Source organism: Sorangiineae bacterium MSr12523 (genome assembly GCA_037157775.1).
GTDB classification, from domain to species: domain Bacteria; phylum Myxococcota_A; class Polyangia; order Polyangiales; family Polyangiaceae; genus Pendulispora; species Pendulispora brunnea.
Map to the genome: position 1 here is coordinate 5,119,032 of CP089982.1, position 18,969 is coordinate 5,138,000.

At 64.7% G+C, this 18,969-nt stretch carries 14 protein-coding genes; 7 read left to right on the top strand and 7 right to left on the bottom strand.

The genetic code is table 11. The features are described from left to right. The first annotated feature begins 97 nt into the window (after positions 1 to 97). The gene (locus tag LZC95_19460) at positions 98 to 388 is read left to right on the top strand and encodes a hypothetical protein (GenBank protein ID WXA98985.1); all 291 of its coding nucleotides are present in this window, start codon (positions 98 to 100) and stop codon (positions 386 to 388) included. A gap of 54 nt (positions 389 to 442) precedes the next feature. Then, the gene (locus LZC95_19465; GenBank protein WXA98986.1) at positions 443 to 946 is read left to right on the top strand and encodes a hypothetical protein; all 504 of its coding nucleotides are present in this window, start codon (positions 443 to 445) and stop codon (positions 944 to 946) included. A gap of 144 nt (positions 947 to 1,090) precedes the next feature. Here the strand turns inward: LZC95_19465 and LZC95_19470 are convergent, their stop codons facing one another. Beyond that, positions 1,091 to 1,468: a hypothetical protein gene (locus tag LZC95_19470; protein WXA98987.1), complete on the bottom strand. Its 378-nt coding sequence runs from the start codon at positions 1,466 to 1,468 to the stop codon at positions 1,091 to 1,093. A gap of 373 nt (positions 1,469 to 1,841) precedes the next feature. On the opposite strand from LZC95_19470, the gene LZC95_19475 reads away from it, so the two are divergent. Continuing rightward, a complete protein-coding gene (locus tag LZC95_19475) occupies positions 1,842 to 3,125 on the top strand; it encodes a hypothetical protein (protein ID WXA98988.1) in 1,284 nt (427 codons plus the stop codon). Between the two features lie 218 nt (positions 3,126 to 3,343). Here LZC95_19475 and LZC95_19480 read toward each other — a convergent pair whose 3' ends face one another. Next, positions 3,344 to 4,021, bottom strand: a complete 678-nt coding sequence (locus LZC95_19480; GenBank protein WXA98989.1) for a hypothetical protein — start codon at positions 4,019 to 4,021, stop codon at positions 3,344 to 3,346. Between the two features lie 519 nt (positions 4,022 to 4,540). Here LZC95_19480 and LZC95_19485 point away from each other — a divergent pair. Next, complete coding sequence (locus tag LZC95_19485; GenBank protein ID WXA98990.1) at positions 4,541 to 5,671, top strand: AAA family ATPase; 1,131 nt, start codon at positions 4,541 to 4,543, stop codon at positions 5,669 to 5,671. Positions 5,672 to 6,444: 773 nt separating this feature from the next. Further along, positions 6,445 to 7,908: a S8 family peptidase gene (locus LZC95_19490; GenBank protein ID WXA98991.1), complete on the top strand. Its 1,464-nt coding sequence runs from the start codon at positions 6,445 to 6,447 to the stop codon at positions 7,906 to 7,908. 233 nt (positions 7,909 to 8,141) lie between these two features. Here the strand turns inward: LZC95_19490 and LZC95_19495 are convergent, their stop codons facing one another. The 4 genes from LZC95_19495 to LZC95_19510 all read right to left on the bottom strand — a co-directional run bounded on the left by LZC95_19495 (position 8,142) and on the right by LZC95_19510 (position 14,996). After that, the gene (locus LZC95_19495; GenBank protein ID WXA98992.1) at positions 8,142 to 11,330 is read right to left on the bottom strand and encodes an error-prone DNA polymerase; all 3,189 of its coding nucleotides are present in this window, start codon (positions 11,328 to 11,330) and stop codon (positions 8,142 to 8,144) included. 3 nt (positions 11,331 to 11,333) lie between these two features. Continuing rightward, a complete protein-coding gene (locus LZC95_19500) occupies positions 11,334 to 12,833 on the bottom strand; it encodes a DNA polymerase Y family protein (GenBank protein ID WXA98993.1) in 1,500 nt (499 codons plus the stop codon). Positions 12,834 to 12,835: 2 nt separating this feature from the next. Next, entirely contained in the window at positions 12,836 to 13,534 is a 699-nt protein-coding gene (locus tag LZC95_19505; protein WXA98994.1) for a recombinase A, read from the bottom strand. 727 nt (positions 13,535 to 14,261) lie between these two features. Beyond that, complete coding sequence (locus LZC95_19510; protein WXA98995.1) at positions 14,262 to 14,996, bottom strand: SMI1/KNR4 family protein; 735 nt, start codon at positions 14,994 to 14,996, stop codon at positions 14,262 to 14,264. 1,277 nt (positions 14,997 to 16,273) lie between these two features. On the opposite strand from LZC95_19510, the gene LZC95_19515 reads away from it, so the two are divergent. Next, entirely contained in the window at positions 16,274 to 17,653 is a 1,380-nt protein-coding gene (locus tag LZC95_19515; protein WXA98996.1) for a hypothetical protein, read from the top strand. Positions 17,654 to 17,853: 200 nt separating this feature from the next. Next, positions 17,854 to 18,249 (top strand): hypothetical protein, encoded by a 396-nt coding sequence (locus LZC95_19520; protein ID WXA98997.1) that lies wholly within the window; start codon positions 17,854 to 17,856, stop codon positions 18,247 to 18,249. 107 nt (positions 18,250 to 18,356) lie between these two features. Here LZC95_19520 and LZC95_19525 read toward each other — a convergent pair whose 3' ends face one another. Continuing rightward, entirely contained in the window at positions 18,357 to 18,830 is a 474-nt protein-coding gene (locus tag LZC95_19525; GenBank protein ID WXA98998.1) for a hypothetical protein, read from the bottom strand. Positions 18,831 to 18,969 lie beyond the last annotated feature (139 nt).

Sequence of the window (18,969 nt, forward strand, 5' to 3'; positions counted from 1 at the left end):
AGGAACATCATCAAGGCAAGCTCGAGGTGGCAAAGATGCCGCCCTCGCTCCGCGCTGATGTCTCTCGTCGGAGGACAACGTGGCTGGTGAGAATTCAATGAACTTCGAGGCGAACATCATGCTCCTGGCCGACGGCCGGCGCGTCGCGCTTGTGAGCGACTTCTTGGGGGTGGAGGGGCAGCAGGCACTCGATACGATCGACGTGACGCACATCGCTCCGCCCCGTTCGGCGAGGGCACTCCTTCGAAAGGTCGACGCACGCGATGGGACGTATCGGATCGTGGGCTGGAACTTGGGGCCGGGGATCGTGGACGCCACCGAGGAGGTCCGATCGATGGAACACCCAACCACCGAGATCACGTTTCGCACGACCCGCGTGGCGGGCTGATTCACGTTCCAGCGGGCCGTCCCAGGCGGCGAGCCTCTGATATGTTCGGACGCAATGGCCGTTTACACGACCTTCTTCGTCGCCACGGTGGAGGAGCTCTACGCTGCCCTTCCGAACTGGGTCAAACCACTCGAGCACCCCGTGAAAAGGACGCGCACGAACCCGTTTACGGGCGAGTCCGTCACTTACGATTCATGGGAGCCTGAGGACGTTTTTGCCGCGGCGAGCGGCGAGCCGCCCGCCGAGCCGCGGGCACCGAGCATCGTCACGGGCGCTGGTGACTACGAGGCGTTTCTGCACGCGCGGCTTCCGAAGGGCGTGCGATCCCTTCCGCATTTCGCGGGCAAGAGCATTCTCCCCCCTCACACCCAGCAATTGCTCGCGGCCATCGCAAGCCGCGAGGAAGAGGCTCTCGCGCCCGCCTTGTTCCCATCGCCGTCCACGCGCTCTGGCGCCATGCTGGACCGTCTTCCCGCGTGGGGCATCGAGGCGCTGGCCGCGGTTCGCGACGAGGAGCTCAGGGCGCTCGGCGAAGTGCTCGCGGAACGAGAAGGCTAATTTCTCGATGATGGCTGGCCGGCGGAGGCTTGCGCATGGCTTGTTACCGAACTCCGAACCCTAGGCCGGACTGCCTGCGAGGGCGGAGGTCACGTCTATCTGCTCACCGAGCCGTAATCGCAGGCGCCCCGCGCGAGATACGCTTCATGCATCGAAAACGGCATGCTCGTCGGTTGCGCCGATAGCGCGTTCGAGCCAACGGGCGAATGCACGCAAGTCCACACCGTGCATCACCGCCGTCCGATTGGCTTCGTTGACCGGGATCGATAGCATTCCAAAAAGACAGAGGGTGACGTCCCGCAGCACCCGAAGGGGCCGTCGGTCGGTATGTTGGAGAAAGCCTATCCAGTCGTCGAGCATGTGCTCTGCGAGCCGTGCACGCTCGAATCGGGCGAATGCCGCTGCGCCGCCTTGGGAACGTGCCGCGGCCGAAGCGGCGGTACGCTCTCGCGCGGCGTGCTGGCGCACCGCCATCAACAACATCAGAACGGCGTCGTGCTCCCGCGCTCGCCCTTCATGCACTTCGGTTTTCGTTCGTGTCGCCCCCCCGACCGCTGGGTGCTCCTTCATACCAAGATAGTCGTCCGCGGCTTCGAGGAAGTTTCCGTCCATTTGTCGACGGGCCAAGCCTGAGCGCTCGAGTGCGTCGTCTCCCTCGGGATTCGCGTTCACGGAGGTCGGGTGGAGTGAGCTACGGACCGCTTGTCGTTGACATCGCTGGACTCGGGGATAAACATTACTGCAACGGCGGCCACCCCCGCCGAACCTCGACCGACCACCCCCCGCGTGGTCATCCTTCGGGGCAAAGGGGCTCAGTCTCGGGTGGGGCAACGTCTTTGCGTTTGCCGTGTCGACGTGAGCGGGGGTCATGCGGTGCGGCGACCGGAGACGAACGATGACCCAGAACAAGCAGCTGAAGACGGAAGTTCGTGCGCGCATGGCGCGCACGGGGGAGTCCTACACCGCCGCGCGCACCCACATCCTCGCGCCCGCGGCTGACGAAGGAAAAGGACGCCACGGGGCGCACGCACCCCGGGCCGATGCGACGGAGCCCGATCGTCATCAGAACGAGACGATGAATCGGTACGAGCAAGCCGTGATCCGCCTCACGATCCGGGCCTCCGATCGCGTTGTTGCCGTGGATGACGGCGTCGACAAGTGGCTTTGCCGCACGTCCGAATTCGAACAAGTTGAACGCGACATGCGGAAGCAACCGGCGATTGAGGTCGATGATCCGGACGACTTCGATGATGCCTGCGTCGACGCGTACAATGACTTCTGCGGGCGATTCAAGACGGTGGCTACCGTCGTGGGCTCGAACCGAGGGGAGTGGTACCCCCTCGTCCTCGCCGCCATCGACGCTGACTTGATCGCCCAAGAGCATGCCGGGGCGTACGGCACGCCGCCACCGTCCGCCGGGGCATCGGACGGGAGCGGAACCGAACGGGCGCACAAGCAAGGGCACGCACGTTCGGATCGTGCGGGGAAGCTCCCGGTGAGTTCACGGCCCCACGTCGTTGGCCGCGAAGGACAGGATAAGAAGGGCCGCGAGACGAAGTCTGAATCGGCCGATGACCGACCGTGGTCCAAGATCCCCTGGCGAGAGATTGTGCTCTACCATCTTGACGGCTCGGAGCTCACCTATCGCGCCGACCGCCGGCGGTTCATCGCCGCGCTGAACGAGTTCCGGCGCAGCGAGAGCATTGCGAACTACTTCCTCGTCGAACATGATCCGTCCAATCTCGACGACTGGGCTTCGTCCCAAGGCCTCGAGGTCGATGACGTCGACTGGGCGGGATTCCGGCAGGAGTCTGAAACGACGTGGGGCTTGGGCCAGGACGTGGCATCTCCCGCCAGGCAACGATCGCTTCGGTTGCTCGAGCGCCTCGAGGAGGATTTTCGGGTTTACGCCAAAGTCCTAGGCGTCAACGAGAAGACCTACCTCGCGGTCTACGACGGGGGCCCCGTGGCGTGCGCGCACGAGGAGGACGCCGTTCGTCGAGCGCTGGGGCGCGTCGCGAAAGGGGACTGGGAAGCACTTCGTCGGCTCCTGCCCGTCTGCAACGACCGGATTGTCGCGGGGTTTGCGGCGCGGCGCGGGCTCACCCTGCACAATGACAAACTCGAACGGATCCTTTCCGACGAGGAGTTGGATAGGGTCTTTTACATCGACCCCTGACGTGTTCGTAGCGATCGGTGAGACGCCCGTCGCCCTCGGCCGGGCGAGCTGGGACCACTGCGCGGGCAATGCGCCGCGGCGCTAATGAACACGGTGAGTTCCAGAGGCAGAACGACGACGTCGCCGTGGGCGGCGCTGGGTATTGGCGGGACGCGCCCCGTGAGGGGCGCCCATTTACGGCGAGGGGATGAGAACGGCGCCCCAGTCCTGCCGCGTTCCTATGACGCTTCCGTGGAGCGTCGGAGCCCGCCCACGGAGCGCCGCAGCGGGCTTTCGAAATCGTCCCCTACCCGAAAGCCCGGGACATCGCGTTTGATGAGCCAGCGGAGCGCTTCCCTCCACGGGATGCGTTGAGGGCGTGTCCCTTTTTTCGGGCGAAGGTGGCCTTCCGCGATATCCCGTTGCACGGTGCGGATCGCGCATCCCGACACCGCGGCGAGTTCGCGTGGCGTGACGTCGTGGCGCTGGTCGACGGCGATGCGGCACTTGCATGCCAGGAGTACGACGCCGATGGCGTCGCTTGGATTGACGTCATCCGGCATGTCCAGGATGCGGCCGCCGCCGTTCGGATTTCCCGGCGAGGTGTAGAGAAGGTCGAAGATGGTGGTCATCCCATCGGCAACGATCCCGGTGTGCGTCCAGTCCCCGATCGGCAGACCGCGCCGCGCGGCGAGCGTGAGCCACTGGGCCGTCCTTCCGGGATTGCTTGTTGCCGCTAGCACCTCGGCCCTTGGTAGGGGGCGTATGCCGACTTCCTCGAGGAACTGCAGCTCTTGGTGAAGCCGATGGTCGATTACTTTCTGGCACACGTCGATGGCGACCTGACGCGGGTCGAGCTTCGACAGCAGGATGCGCTCGCCGCCTGAGTCGTCCGCTATCTTCCGTCTTCTCGACATCGGCCTCGAAGTGGCCTCCCGCAGGACCTTCGTCGGGCGCGTAGTCGTTGGCTTCGTTTGTCTCTTCGGCATTCGATTCGGCAAAAAAGGCAACGATGAAAGCTCGTTGCGTTTCGTCAAGCGCAACATTGCGTTTGGTGAAACGCAACATTGCGTTTGGTGAAACGCAACCGATCCCGGTCGCGATTCACGGACCGACCTGCGCGGCCTGGAGCACCGAAAACGGCAAGCGAGTGGCGGACGAAACGCTGCAAGGGAGGATCCGTAGTTCGACGTCGGTGCTCACGTGAGGTCGAAGAACAGGAAGACGCCGTGGTGCACGGGTCAAACGTGCCGGTCGAACTTGGACATCACTGAGCGGACTAAGACTTGTTGAGGCACCGCATAGCCTCGTCCACACGCCATATTTGACCATTATTTTGGCGATACTGCAGTGGACTAGATCGACAAGATGATTTGACATGGTAGTCCGCGTGTGGCATGAGTCTGCCAAACCATGCGACTCGATAACGGACGACGATGAGCGACATCGACAAGGATACCGTCCACCTCGTGCGACTCGCCCTTGAGGGTAAGGCAGACGACGTGGCGGCGCTCTCCCGGCGATTACTTCGAGCCGTTGTTGCGCGTCGACCTGATCTGGCATCTGTTGCGAAGGACGTGTTGGAGGCCGCAGCAGCTGGGCCGACGCGCGCGGCGCAGCCGCTGCCCGTGGATCTGGACAGCCGGCTCGAGTTGCTCCGTCGGGAGCAGGCCCCAAAACTTGCATTAGAACCTACTTGGCCGGTCCCAGTGCGGGAACAACTGGCCGCGGTGGTTGCGGAGCGCGAGCACGAAGATAAACTGGCAGATGCTAATATATCGCCGACTCGCTCGCTACTCTTCGTGGGGCCGCCCGGCGTTGGGAAGACGCTGGCGGCCAGGTGGCTTGCGGCTCACGCCAAGCGCCCCCTCCTGACCCTCGACCTTGCCGCGGTGATGAGCAGCTTCCTTGGGCGCACGGGTAACAACATTCGTGTCGTCTTGGACTTCGCGCGCCGTATACCGTCCGTCCTGCTTCTCGACGAATTCGACGCGATCGCCAAGCGGCGTGACGACACCACTGAGGTCGGTGAGCTGAAGAGGCTCGTGACCGTGCTACTTCAAGCCGTCGACGATTGGCCCGCGAGTGGCATTCTCGTTGCGGCGACGAATCACCCGGAACTTCTTGATCCCGCCGTCTGGCGCCGGTTCGATCGTGTGGTCGAGTTTCCGAATCCAACGCCGGAAGAAATCGCCTCTGTGATCCGGCAACTCATAGGGACTGATCACGTGTCCGAGGAGCGCATAGGGCTACTCGCGGCCCTGCTTCACCCTCGCTCGTTCGCAGACGTCGTACGTGTTGTCAACAGCGCGCGCCGCGCGGCCGTTGTAAGCGAATCGTCAACCGCGGCGGCCCTGGAACGTGTCATCGCGACCCTGTCGGAGAATGGCGATCTCGAGACGAAGCTGCGCGTCGCGGCGTGCCTGGTTGGCTCGGGTAAATCCCAGCGGGAGGTCGCGAGCATTACGGGGCTGTCGCGCGACACAATCCGCAAGCATCTCGGTGGAGTAACTACTTCGCGCGCGAAACGCTCCAAAGGAGCCATTCGTCGAGAGGAGGAGCACTGATGGCACGGGAACACAACTTCTTGCTGGGTCAGGGTGAGCGTCTCGTCTCGAAGGTATCTGTTCGGAAGGCAGGCGGTGAGAAGGGGCTGCCTTACGACCTTAAGACAGCGAAGGATCGAATCGCAGAGCGGCTAACGCGCGTCGATTCGCAGATCACGGGCCTTCCGGACGACGCGTGCCCGCGCGGAGAAGCTGTCGCGATCGTCACACTGCACCCGCGATTCCTGTCGAAGAGCGACTACCCGGGCGAGCTTTTCTCGGCTGTTGGATTGCGGGCCGTCGGAAGCCGATCGCGTAGCGTTCGGCCTGAACGTTGGGGGATTGAGAAACACGGAGAGGACGCGATCACAGAGGACATCTTCGTTGCGGGGGCGAGATCGGCGTTTCACCGTTGGGCGGCAACGGTGAAACGGTGGACCGAGGACACTAAGGGAGCCGTATCGCTAAGTCACATCGAGGATCTCACTGCATTCGACGCGAAATCAAAGCTACGAGGCATTCCTGATGGGAAGGGCGTGTTGCTGGAGGTCGTGCTCCACAACTCGGGCAGCGACGAGGTAGTTCGCGCCTTCATCAGGTACGCGAAGGACCATCGTGCCGAGCCGCTCATAGAGCGCCGCCGCGACGTGCAGGGGTTAACCTTCCTGCCCATTCGCGTTGATCCTCGGAACGCCGAGGCCATTGCGCGCTTCTCGTTCGTCCGCGTCGCACGTGGAATGCCCACGCTGCGGCCGTTCCGACCTGAGTTATTGCGAGGTACGTCGGGCTTTGAGGTGAAGCTACCGAAGGGACCGCCGGTCGATGCATCCTCGCGTGCAGTAATCTTCGACGGCGGATTGCCCGTGGCGGCTCAAAATGCCTTGGCGCCGTGGGCTAAGCTCATCCAGCCGGTGGGGCTCGGCCCAGCGGTTCCGGCCTTCGAAGAACACGGTCTCGGCGTGACGACGGCATTTCTGTTCGGACCGATCCCTCGAAATCAGTCTCCGGCGGCCCCGCTGTGCGCCGTTGATCACGTGCGCGTACTCGATGACAAGACGGGCAGCGCCAACGATCCGGACTACTTCGACGTGCTCGACCGCATCGTCGGACATCTGGACAAGAACCTCGATCTCTACTCATTCGTGAACATCAGCCTCGGTCCTGCACTCGCAGTCGATGACGACGAGGTGACGCTATGGACTGCCGCTCTCGACAAGCGATTTGCCCACGGGCGTTGCATAGCGACTGTTGCTGCGGGGAACGACGGTGAGCTCGATGAAACCACCGGCCTCAATCGTATCCAACCCCCCGCAGATGGTGTGAATGTACTCTCCGTGGGCGCCGCAGATCGACTCGGAGCTGGCTGGCAGAAGGCTACGTATAGCTGCGTTGGACCTGGTCGAAGCCCGGGGCTCGTGAAGCCGGATGGTCTTGCCTTCGGTGGATCGACAGACGAGCCGTTTGGAGTGCTCACGTCCCAGCTTCGTGGCGGCTCGACGCGGGGCACGAGCTTCGCGGCACCGTTCGCATTGCGCTCAGCCGCCTCAATCGTCGCGCAGTTGGGAACACGCCTCTCGCCACTCGCAGTGCGCGCACTGCTAATCCATCGAGCGCACACCGAGGATGGGCACGAGCGGAAGTACGTCGGGTGGGGGCGATTCGAACGCAATGCGCTGCAGCTCGTCACGTGCGATGACGACGAAGCCCTGGTGGTATTTCAGGGAGAACTCCCCGTGGGAGAACACCTGCGCGCACCCATCCCCGTCAACAACGTGCAGTTGAGTGGTGACGTTGTGTTGTCGGCGAGCCTGGTGATTGCTCCCGATGTCGACCCAGAGCACCCGGGTACGTACACGCGGAGTGGCCTCGAGGTCTCGTTCCGGCCGCACAGTCGCAAGTTTCCGAAACCGCGTGACGGAAAGCAGTCGAAGCACGCCAAGACGCGCTCGTTCTTCTCTTCGTCGCTTCTCTACGGGCAGCCAGAGACCGTGCTACGCGAGGATGGGCACAAGTGGGAGCCGTGCCTCCATCACGAGGAACGCTTGCGCGCGACCTCGTTATCGGAGCCGTGTTTCGATATTTACTACCACCACCGTGAGAGCGGCATGAAGGTCGTGGATCCCCAACCAATCCCCTACGCCTTTGTTGTGAGCCTAAAGGCGCCGAAAGTACCCGACCTCTACGATCGCGTGGTGCGCGCCTACGCAAACGTCCTCGTCCGGCTCCAGCCTCAGACGAGGATCCAGATTCCGACGTAAGCGCCATCATGTTGGAGCTGCCGGGTTCAGCGCGAATCGTCGACGTGATGCTCGCTGCGCCGAACCTGCTCGACGTGCCATCGAGGCAGTGGGGCAGGTCTCTTACGAGCCCGACGCTCCCGATGGGCGCGGTCCGCGGGCTCGGTTTCTTCGGTGCGGCCGGTCATTCGCCAAGGGTGACCCGGCAGCACGCGCCGCGGAACTCATTAGGGAAATCCGGTTGTGGACGCGCTCTAGTGAAAATCACGACTCATTGGCGGGACGGCGCGGTTTCCTGGGCGCGAGAGGGCAAGGCGCTTCAGCGCGGCTACGATCAAGTATACGCAGGCGCCATCGCGCTCGATGTTTCCGTGCGCCGTGAGCATCGTGCTGGTCGTGGCCACGTGGTGCAGGAGCTCGAACACCCTGGCGTAAAGGATCAAGTTGATGAATCCCTCCTCGTCCTCTAGCGTGATGAACACCACGCCGCTGGCTGTTTGCGGGCGCTGGCGGCAGATCACGAGGCCAGCCGTCGTCACCCGTGCCCTGTGCGGCATGGCCATGAGCTCGGAGGAACGCTTCACTCCAGCCGCAAGCGATGGCCGCGCGAGCCGCATCGGGTGGTCCGCGACCGACACCCCCGTGCTTCCGTAGTCGAGGACGAGCTGCTCGGCGCGGGTCAGGTGGGGCAGGGCAGGGAGAGCGTCGCCAAGGTCGAGTCCCGTGAAGAGCCCTGCGCCGCGCGGGGCGCGCACCTTCCAGAGCGCCTCGCGGCGACCCCCTTGCACGAGGACGTCGAGCGCGCCCGCCGCGGCCAAGACATCGAGCTCTTTTTTCTGCAGGGCCGCGCGCGCGGCGAGCTCCTCGATCGACACGAACGACCCTCCCGTCTTCCGCGCCTGTTCGATGCGTTTGCCGCCTTCCTTGCCAAGTCCACGTACCTGCCGGAGCCCGACCCGAATGGCACCATCTTCGACGGTGCAATCCCAATCGCTTGCATGAACGCAGATTCTCCGTACCTCGATGCAGTGTCGTTTGGCGTCTTCGAGAATCGTCGACGCCGAATAGAAACCCATCGGCTGGCTGTTGATCAGGGCCGTCGCGAACTCCGCCAGGTGGTGCCGCTTGATCCACGAGCTCGCGTACACGAGGAGCGCAAAGCTCGCGGCGTGGCTCTCGGGGAAGCCGTATTCGGCAAAGCCCTGGATCTGCGCGTAGAGCTGGTCGGCAAACGCCTCCGAAATGCCTCGCTCCGCAAACCCTTGCGTGAGGCGCGCGCGGTGACGCTCAAGCGTCCCACGCCGCTTCCAGGCGGCCATGTCACGCCGGAGGGCATCGGCTTCGCCGCCCGTATAGCCCGCGCCGACGATCGCGATTTGCATGACCTGCTCCTGGAAGATCGGCACGCCCAGCGTGCGGTCCAGAATCGGCGCGAGGATCGGGTGCGGTGAGTCGCACGGCTCCTTCCCCGCGCGTCGCCGGAGGTACGGGTGGATCATGCCGCCCTGAATGGGCCCCGGCCGGACAAGCGCCACCTCGACCACCAGGTCGTAGAATTTCCTCGGTTTGAGGCGCGGGAGCATGGCCATCTGCGCACGGCTTTCGATCTGGAACACGCCAACGGTGTCGGCCTTGCAGAGCGCGTCGTAGACCTCGGGATCTTCGGGCGGGATCCGCGCCAGCCGATCGATGGCCGTTGCAGCGTGGACGCGCGCATCGTGCTGGACCAGATCGAGCGCTTTGCGGATGGCGGTGAGCATGCCGAGGCCGAGGACGTCGACCTTGAAGAATCCCAAACTGTCGATGTCGTCCTTGTCCCATGGGATGATCGTCCGATCCTTCATCGTTGCCGGTTCGACGGGGGCGACGTGGACGAGCGGCTCGGCGGAGAGGACGAAGCCGCCGACGTGGATCGAAAGATGCCGCGGAAAACCTTGGATAGCCTGCGCCATCGTGAGCACCATTTGGATGCGCTCGTCGTCGCGGTCGAACCCGGCGTTCTTCAAGCGCTCGGCCCGCACGGCGCTGGCCGAGTCCCAATACGACACAACCGAGGCCAGTCGCCCGATCTGCTCGAGTGAGAGCCCGAATACCTTGCCGACCTCGCGGAGGGCCGATTTGCCGCGGTAGGAGATGACCTCGCTCACCATGGCGGCGCGATCGCGGCCGTAGGTCGAATAGATCTCCTGAATGACCTCCTCGCGCCGCTCGTGCTCGAAATCGATGTCGATGTCCGGAGGCTCTTTGCGCTCGGCGGACAGGAACCGCTCGAAAAGAAGGTTCGAGCGGGCGGGGTCCACCGCGGTGATGCCCAGGCAGTAGCAGACCGCGCTGTTCGCCGCGCTCCCTCGGCCTTGGCACAGGATGTCGCGGCGCCGGGCCATCGCCACGATCGATTGCGTGCTGAGAAAATACGGTGCGACCTCGAGATCGGCGATGAGCCGCAGCTCCCGCTCGACCTGCTCGCGGACCTTCTCGGGAATCGCGGCACGATAGCGTCCGCGCGCGCCGTCGTAGGTGAGTCGGCGAAGTGCCTCGTCGGGCGTCTCGTTCGGGTGGGCCGGCTTTTCGAGCTCGAACGGGAACCGGTACGCCAATTCCGACATGCGGAAGTGGCACGCATCGGCGATGTCGCGCGTGCGGGCGAGCCAGTCGGGATGATCCGCAAAGATCGCTCGCATCTCCGCCGGCGACTTCAGGTGCGCCTCGGCGTTCGGAGCGAGGTCCCGTCCGGCGGCTTCCAGCGTGGTGCATTCGCGAATGCAGTGCACGACGTCGTAGAGCGGCTTCGTATCCCGGCGCGCGTAACGCACAGCGTTCGTGGCGACGATGGGCGCGTTGAGTTCCCTGGCCAGGCCCTGCGCACGCGCGCCGCGTGGACCGTCGCCGCCATCGAGGTGCCGTCGCACCGCGATCGAGAATCGTTCGCCGAATGCCTCGCGAAGGGATCGCGCATCGGCGTCGGAGACGTCTTCGTGGATCATGCACCAGAGCCCCTCGGAGCGATCGCATACAAAGGTCACCGGTACGCCGGCCGAGCAGTTGCGCGGGACGCCGTCGGTGCGTTTGCGCGCAACACCTTTAGGGTGCAGGCGATGGCTCTCCGTCAGGATCTCGCACAAGTGCTTGTAGCCGCCTAGCGTTGCCACGTGGACCGTGATGCTCGCGTGCGGCGGGGCTGCGCGGGTGGTCAATTCGCAGCCGACCACGAGCCGGACCCCCTGCGTCTCGGCTTCCTCGTGCGCCCGGACGATGCCGTAAAGCCCATCGCGGTCGGCGATGCCGATGGCGTCGTACTGGAGTTCGGCGGCACGTTGGACGAGCTCCTGGGGGAAGGACGCCGCTTGGAGAAAGGAAAAGTTCGAGCGTGCCCCGAGCTCCACGTAGTCCGACGGTGGGTGGAGGGGCGGGCGATGAGGTGCAGACGAGCGGCCGAGGCCCATCGGTCAATCCATCCATCCGTAGAGGAGGGCTTGGCCACTCTCCCGATCCCGCGCGATCCACGCCATTCGTCGCTCATCCGCGTGCCAGGCGGCGATGAAGTCGCGTCCTCGGATTCCGCAACGCCACCATTGAACGGCTTCGAGGCGCACGAAGGTGCGCACCGGCCTGTACCCGTCGGCCAAGATGATGGGCGATGCGAGAAGCCTCGTCGGGGCAGGGGAGGGCGAGACCCACGGGCGGATCGTGGAACGCTCGGCGTACGGCACGAGTCGGGTCTGCTCCTCCGGAACCCAGGTGTTGGCAATGCTCAAGACGCCAACGCACCCGTCGCCGAGGTTCGCGGAGAGCTCGGCCACGAGCCGGGGCAGGGTGCGTTCGGCGCGCGCTTCGGCGACAAAGAGATCGAGCGGCACGCCATTCTTCCTCGCAAGGTCGGTCGCCCGAAGCGCCACGGCGAGGATCGGCGCCTCGATCGTCCACGCCTCCGCGCGGGCTCGGGCCACAGCGAAGAGCTCGCCCGCGCCGGCGACGGGCGTGGGCAACGTGAGTGTGAGCGACGCCGAGGGAGGCACGCCGCGATCGCGGCAAAGGGCTCGGTCGAGCGAGAGCACGAGCTCGAGCGTGGTCGTTGCCATGGCGCGGCCGGCGAGCCGCGCCGCGAGCCGGTCGCAAAGCCGCTTCACCACAAACATCAGCTGCTCGGTATGCTCGATGCCGTATTCGAGCTCGGCGCGTTCCTCGGGAACCTCCGGGGGCTCGTAGGGTACGAGGGGGGCGCGGTCGTCGCCTGCCAAGAGAGCCATCACCTCGGCGTGCGCGGCGCCGAGGCGTACGGCCAGTCCACGCGGAGGAAGGCGCTGAAGGTCGCCTACGCAGCGCAGGCCGAGGTTTTCGAGCCAGGCCCGATCGGCCTCGTCGACGGGCAGCGCGCGGAGCGGGAGATCGTGGATCGCGACCGCATTGCCCTCAGGCGGTACGACGCACACGCGCTCCGTCTTTCGGGCGTGCTGCGCCACGGCGGCGGCCACGCGGGGGCCGTCGGCGATCGCCACGCGCGCGGCATGGTGCACGTCCCGGACGCGATCGCGCAGGGCGGTGCCAAGGGCGACCTCGCCCCCAAACAAGTGGGCCGCACCCGTCACATCGACGTAAACGACGTCGTACCTCTCGTCGATCGAGGCCGGGCGACCGTACGCCAGCGCCGCCTCGGCCACCGTTTCGAGGACGCTGCGTACCTCGTGCTCCGCCACGACACGCACGAGGAGCGACGCGTTCCGGGCGCGTGCGGAGGCGATTGTGTCACCCGGGCGAATGCCGCACGCTCGAACTTCGCGCGCGACATGATCGAGCCGCGTGTTGCCGAGAAGGGAACTCTCGTCCGTAATCGTCCCGCCGGGTCGTGCGATGACGACAGCGAGGGGGCCGGTGGCCTGCTCGGGAGCGAGGCGCCCGCGAGCGAGCTCGAGCCGCACCTCCGGAAGGTGAATCGCGGCGACGCGCATGGCTAGCCGGCGCTCCGACGCTGTGGCCGCGATCGCAGGGGGATCGTTTTCGCCATTCCGACGCGGCCGCGGGCGTCCTTGCCGACGCGCAGGACCATCGCATCCACCGTCCGCGCGAGCTCGAGCCGGAGGGCGACGGGCCAAGGCTGCGCGCGCGGGGCGGCGGCGTCCGTGAGAAGCAGGGCCGAGGTTCCGGCCTCCGCCGCGGCAAGGGCCAGCTTGCGGATGAACACGACCTCTGGCCACGCACGCTTCTTGGGCGCCGAACGAGCAGGCCCGTTCGCCTCGATAGCGCCAGGAACCGCGTGGTAGTCAACGACGAGGACCTCGAAGGCCTTCGCCGACGCCGTGGTCACGGCCACGCGGGCGAGTTCCGAGCGGGGAGGGCGTACGACCAAAAGGCGCGCCAGGTCGACCCCGGCTTGGACGACGCCGGGCGCGTGAAGGGTGCCTTCGGGGTCGACCCACGCGCACCAGGCGCGCGTATCGCGGGCGTGTGCGGCGCGCACCGCGGCCAAGGCGAGCGCGGTGGTCCCGCCGAGCCCCTGTGGGGCGGTGAGTTCAACGACGCCGTGTGGGAGGCCGCCGTCAGGCAAGAGCGCATCAAGTTCCGGCCAATCGAGGGGCAGGGACGGAACGTCCCGAACGAGGTTCTCGGCCGCCTCCACGCGGGAGCCGAGACGGGCAAGGAGATCAACCACCGCGGCGCGCATGCGTACTGAACGTTCTAGCAGTAACGCGTCGGCGCCGGCGAGGGGCACGCGCGCCCGAGCTCCGTAAGTCATGGACACTCGACATTAAATTCGGCGGACAAGATTACCGGGCCCGGCGGCGGCACGCCCGCGGACGACCGGCTGCTAAGTCTTCCGCGATCCCCATCTCCGCTATATCCGACGTGGCATCTTGCGGCCCCGCGCGACCGTCCTTAAGTCGCACCTTGGAGCTGTTTTCCCCCTTTCGGGGGCAGCCCGAAGGAGGAGGACGCCCACCCAAGGAGTCCAATGTGCGAAAAGATTCTCGTGGGCCTCCAGAACGCGGCCGTGAAGGCCGTAATCACGTTCGCGAACGAACTGGCCAAGGAGCTACCAAAACGAGCCGCTAAGAAATTGGCTTCCGTCTTGATCCCCTCGTAAACGACCTCTTTCGGACCTCTCTTCGAAGAGCGTCTGCTGGAAGGGCGTCGTGCAGTCAAGTCGCTGCAGAATGGGCCGCAGCGCATCGCTCCCTCCCCCCGGTCGAGCGTACGATTTTAAGACGGCAACCCCCCGGAAGGTTCGAGCCGTCGCGGCAGGTGCCGCGTAACCTATGGAGCCCGCGTGGAGTGCACCCACGCGGGCTTTTTTCCGATTTACCTTGCGATGCCCCCAGCGGGACGTTCCCGAACCGAAGCAGGCCTATTGTGAGAAGACGTGCCATCGGGTTTCTCTCTCATGGCCCGCTCGACATCTCCTTTTCGGTGCCGAAGACAAAGCGGAAGGTATCGTCCTGGATCGAGCGAATGAACGCTTCGATGGAACGGCACTGCACGATGGAGTCCTCCCAGCTCACTTCCACGTTGTTCGTCAACGTCACGGAAGTTCGGGGATCGCGCTCGTCGAGCGTGAGGTGCTCGCTAGCCCCGTCTCCACCGATCACGACCATGCCAGGAGGGGCAATCTCTAGGTCCTTCCACACCAGCACGATGTCCGCGCTCTCGGCCGGGGTGTAGAGCCAAACAAAAGCGCCCCCATCGAACGAGCCCCTGGGCAGCCAACCCTTGCAGAACCAGACGGGGCTCTGAATGTACGCGCGCCATGCCGCCGGGAAGCGGCGCCCCATCGCTGCCTCTGCGCGCGCGATCTCATCGTCCTCTACGCGCCCCCGATACTTGGTCTCCTCCATGATGGCCGTCGCGAGGGCGCGGTCGCGCGATAGCGAGTCGATGTCCAGCGCGTCGAGTGCTCGCTCGTCGGGATCTATCTTCAGGTCGAAACGGACGACGTATCCAACGCCGAACTCTTGTCCGTACGCCATCGCCGCGGCCACCGCATCTTCGCGCCGTTTCGTCGCGTGTAGGTTCACCCCCGGGGGCCACGAGCGCCATCCAGCCTTCGCGATGGCGCTGTGGCCGTCACCCGTAACCGCCGTCCATAACGTACACACCCGCTCCGCCTCGTCGCTCATCCGCCCAGGCTACCGCATGGAGAGGGGAGCGCGGTTAGGAGCAGGAGCGAGCAAGGAGGGATCGTTCCTCGGCTACGCTCCCGATGCCAGCATGGTTCGACGATCGGACGGGATCTACGCAGGGTCACATGAGGAGTACCTCTCCTCCGACGTTGAACGTCCGCTGGCTCGCTGGCGGTTGGAACTTCTCGGTTCGCGCCGCCGTCGGTGCAGCGAGCCATCGAGAGGAAAGTCGCCGACGGTGGGATTCGGCCTGGTCGGATTGTGACCAATTGGAAGTCCCTCTTTTTTGCATTTTCGATCGCAATTGGTCACTTTTAAGTCAATTGGACAATCTATTTAGGCACTTTCGGACCAATTAGGACGATCAGTGCCGGCGATCGTCCTAAGGGGGCGACCGTCGTTCGCGCGCCCGCTCTGAAGGCGCGGTTCGCCTCTCCGTCTCTTCGCATGGAGCGATGGCTTGCGTGACCGTGACGGTCGAAGGCGCTATTGCCGGGCGTGCGGCGAGAAGCATCGAGCTGCATGTTGCGGCGATGACGTAGCCGACGAGGTGGTTGGTCGAGCGCGGGCGCGGGATCTGTTTCATGAGGCTTTCACCTATTTGGCGCGGGTTCGCACGGCCGTCATTCGTTTACGGGCCGCATGCAAAGCTTCTCAGCAAGCCAGATGCCATTCAGCAAGTCCGCCGAAAATACCCAAATCGAGCAGTCCCCCGTCTCCGTAAGTGGATCCTAGGGGTACAGCCCTTGAGCCCTGAGGGTACAGGCCCTCGCAAAGTGGTGAAAATCGCTAGATAAATTCGTTTAGCTAAGTGAGTTCCGCGAGGACACTTACGGCGGGCTCCAATGCAGGACCGAAATTGCGAATTGGCATCGCCGTTTCCATGTGGCGGTCAGTAATGGTCACGCCGTTTCCATTGACGCGACGCTCTGCAGAAATACGCCATGGTCCGGCGTTGGCGTGGGTGGAAAGGGCGTTACCAGCCTTGACCTCCGAAAGCTTTGACGCCTCGTCCGCGCGAGGACGTGCACGCGACACCCAGCGGCGCGCCGCGATTGGCTCACGCACGTCATCTGCGGCGTTCTCCTCGGCCCCCGCTCCCTCGCCAAGGCGTGCCGCGCCTGTCCGCCGAACGGCGTGGTCGACTCCATCCACGCGCGCCCTCTCGTGCAGGCGAGAATGAGCGTTGAGTTGGCAAGCGGACGTTTCTTGGTCACGATGCGCCGATGGCAAAGTACTCCGTGGACCTCTCCAAGGTACCCAAAGGTCATAAGGTGCCCGCGTTACTTTCCGAGCTCGGCGCGTGGGTCCGCACGCAGAAGCATGGCTCGGTCGGCTGGTTCGATGGGCTCTTCATCCGGCCGGCCCCCGAAGAATGGAGCAAGGAGGCCGCAAAGCGCCTTCGCCGCGATGCCTTTTGCTTTTTGACCCTGCCGGAGGGCTCGGAAGTCGTGCTGGTGAAAACGGGAGATGCCTCGCCGCCCGCCGTCGGGGTGCTCGGCTCCGAGGGCGGCGCGGGCACCGTCGCAAACAGCTTCGAAGAGTTCCTCGTGCGATGGTCGTGCGGCGATACGGGGATCGAAGAGCTCGATGACGAGGAATGCAAAAAGGGGCGGCGGGCTCTCGCCGCATGGCTGAAGGAGAGGAAGGTCACGGCCCCGAAGGCCGAGGACTTCGACTTCGAGGCGTGGCTTGACTGCGGCGACGGAAAAGCCAAAGCGCTACCCGCCATGTCGGCTTCACCCGTTCGGAAGCCGACGGCGTTGATGAAGAAGCTGGGCCCCAAGGTACGCGCGCTGGCCTCCATCATAGGCATGCGTGCGGACGCCCCCGAGGTCATCGACTACGTCACAAAGGTGCTGGGCAAGAAGCCCATCTTATCGACGAGCGACGCGGACGAATCGGACGGCTTCGACGTGGCCAAGGCGGGCATCGAATTGATGTTCTCCCACCACATTCTCAATGAGGCCTATCCACCGATTCGCAAAAATGTGAGCTCGTTCCTCCCGTATCTTTCGCATGCGTGGGTACGCCCCAAGATCGGGGAAACCGTGCTGGGCATTCCTTGGAAGAAGCCAACCGAGGCCGACGTCGTCAAGGTGCTGGGTGCTCCAGACGGAGCACCGGTGGTTGCGAAGACTCGCACAATTCAGAAGCGAGTCCCATTGTCGAATAAGGTGCTCGACGAGGGCGCAAGCGTCGAGCTCCACGTCTCCTTGGACGAATCGCTCACGATCGTGCTGTCCGTAATGGAAGCGTTGGGGCTGGACGAATACCCCGACGCGGCCACGGGATTGTTCGTCGCCTGGGCCGCCATCCACGGGCTCCTCGATGAATCGCGGTTTGCGGACCATGCCTCCCTTCTGGCCGCCGTAAAAAAACGGAAAGCCAAAGGTACCGAGCTGGTCAAAGCGGCCATGCCGCGCGGCTTGTGGTCCGACCATTTGATCGACGACGATGAGCTCCGAAAGTTCGCCTTCGGGTGGTTCCGAAATATGGGCGGCAAGTGGATCACGGCGGACCTCAAGAAGCTCTTTGGCAAACGCAAGGGCCCCCATGGCCACGACGAACCGAAACTCGACGACGATACGTGGGACGCGGTCGAGAAGGCCGCCCCCATCTTTACCAAGCGGTTCGCACCCTGGCTGAAGTGATTCGACGAACGAGGCTCGGCACGGTGCTCTCGCGACGTCACGACGTGCCTCTCCCTCGTCATCCTGCAACCTCCAGGACGAGAACGCAGGGAACTCCCTTTCGAAACTCGAGACCCTCGGACCGCTACGACGCCGAGGACGAAGGCCTTTGCGACCGCCGCGATTCTCACCGGGGCACGTCCATGCTGAACTTCGCTCCCATGCCGACACGGGACGAAATCTTAGCCAGAAGGAACGAGCTCCTGGATCGGTCCATTGCCAGCGAGATCGCAGCATACGACTTTCTGCGGCCGCCCTGGGTCCTCTATCCCGGCGAGCATCCTTTCAGCATCGCGTGGCGCATGGGGAACGGAGAGCATCAAATCATGTGCTGGACGCGCTGGTTGGAGGGCCGCGACGCCGGCGAGGTCGTTGCGGCACTGCAGCACTTCGGCGCAATCCCCGCCGACTGGGCGTGGTGGGCGGCCGAGGTGCTACGCCTCATGGCGCCCGGTGACGGCTACGTCGAGGACGCCTACGAAGTCCCCTTCCAACAGGTTCGCGAGAAGCTTGCGGCCATGGGCCTTGCCGTCAATGGCGAGCCGTCATCGGAGTAGCGAGAGCTTGCTCGAGCGCAGGGGGCGGCGCGATCACGACGTCCACGCGCCCTCGTCGAATCGTCCTCGGCGCCGGCTTCGGCGCTGCCGCTCGGGCGCGGTCCTCCTCAGGCCGTTCCATTCGACCGTGCATTGATGCGCACGTTCTCCGGCGCACCCGACTCCGGTCTGAGGGTTGCCGGATCAATGCTGAAGCCTTCGCCCTCGGGCTCGAAGTTCACGAGGACAGGGCCCCGACTTGTGGCCACGATGATCTGGGCCACCCCGTCGCGCTGGCGGTCCGCCCATGCGGCCTGCATGTCGTGGACGGCACCGAGCGCGGCGCGCGCTCGAGCGCGATCGACGCCAAACACACGCGTCGTCCCATCCCACCCCATCTCGGTGAGGGGTTCGCGCAGGTCCCCCGACACGGCGCCCATGTCGTAGACCATGACGGCAATGTCGTTGCGCCCCCAGATCCGAACCGCGGCTTCGCCGTTGTTGAGAATCACTTCGGGGATGCGGCCCAAGTCAATGAACGCGTCCATTCCTGCGACGTTGTTTGCATCTTGTCGCGTCGACGAAGCTGTCTTGTTCGCCATGGTACCCCTCCCGTGGAAACGCGCCGGCGCGCGCAGCCAGGTATCGTTGGCACAATCGCGACTCCCGGCAAGCTGGGCCTGTCCATCGCGGGCGGCCGCACTCGACCCGGTCGCGCATGGCCGTGTTCTTCGCGCGAAG

Bases quoted from the DNA above. Each gene is read 5' to 3' on its own strand.
- LZC95_19460 (WXA98985.1), top strand. From the start codon at position 98: ATGAACTTCGAGGCGAACATCATGCTCCTGGCCGACGGCCGGCGCGTC.
- LZC95_19465 (WXA98986.1), top strand. From the start codon at position 443: ATGGCCGTTTACACGACCTTCTTCGTCGCCACGGTGGAGGAGCTCTAC.
- LZC95_19475 (WXA98988.1), top strand. From the start codon at position 1,842: ATGACCCAGAACAAGCAGCTGAAGACGGAAGTTCGTGCGCGCATGGCG.
- LZC95_19480 (WXA98989.1), bottom strand. From the start codon at position 4,021: ATGTCGAGAAGACGGAAGATAGCGGACGACTCAGGCGGCGAGCGCATC.
- LZC95_19485 (WXA98990.1), top strand. From the start codon at position 4,541: ATGAGCGACATCGACAAGGATACCGTCCACCTCGTGCGACTCGCCCTT.
- LZC95_19495 (WXA98992.1), bottom strand. From the start codon at position 11,330: ATGGGCCTCGGCCGCTCGTCTGCACCTCATCGCCCGCCCCTCCACCCA.
- LZC95_19500 (WXA98993.1), bottom strand. From the start codon at position 12,833: ATGCGCGTCGCCGCGATTCACCTTCCGGAGGTGCGGCTCGAGCTCGCT.
- LZC95_19510 (WXA98995.1), bottom strand. From the start codon at position 14,996: ATGAGCGACGAGGCGGAGCGGGTGTGTACGTTATGGACGGCGGTTACG.
- LZC95_19520 (WXA98997.1), top strand. From the start codon at position 17,854: ATGCCGACACGGGACGAAATCTTAGCCAGAAGGAACGAGCTCCTGGAT.
- LZC95_19525 (WXA98998.1), bottom strand. From the start codon at position 18,830: ATGGCGAACAAGACAGCTTCGTCGACGCGACAAGATGCAAACAACGTC.